This is a genomic window from Bradyrhizobium sp. Kon69 (genome assembly GCF_055807515.1).
In genome coordinates, this window is sequence record NZ_JBVVOS010000556.1 from 1 (window position 1) to 240 (window position 240).

Annotated in this window: 1 protein-coding gene; it reads left to right on the forward strand. The window is 61.2% G+C overall.

Going from position 1 to position 240, the window contains the following annotated elements; all coding sequences use genetic code 11:
• Positions 1 to 34: 34 nt before the first annotated feature.
• On the forward strand, positions 35 to 240 hold a 206-nt coding region (locus AC0L3U_RS40145), incomplete at its 3' end, for a Maf family protein (RefSeq protein WP_473365233.1).

Here is a 240-nt window from a genome sequence, read left to right on the forward strand (position 1 = left end):
GGCTGCGCTCGAACAAACCGCTGGCGTCTGCGTATTGGGTGCCGACACCGCCGTTATCGTAGACGGCAAGATTCTTGGCAAACCAGTGGACCAGGCCGATGCCTTGGCCATGTTGACGGCCTTGGCGGGGCGCGAGCATGAAGTCTTCACGGCCATTGCCCTCACCGATGGCCAGCGCTGTGAATGCCGATGCGTAAGCAGTCGTGTCGCTTGTCGCGGACTCTCTGTCGAGGAAGCTTC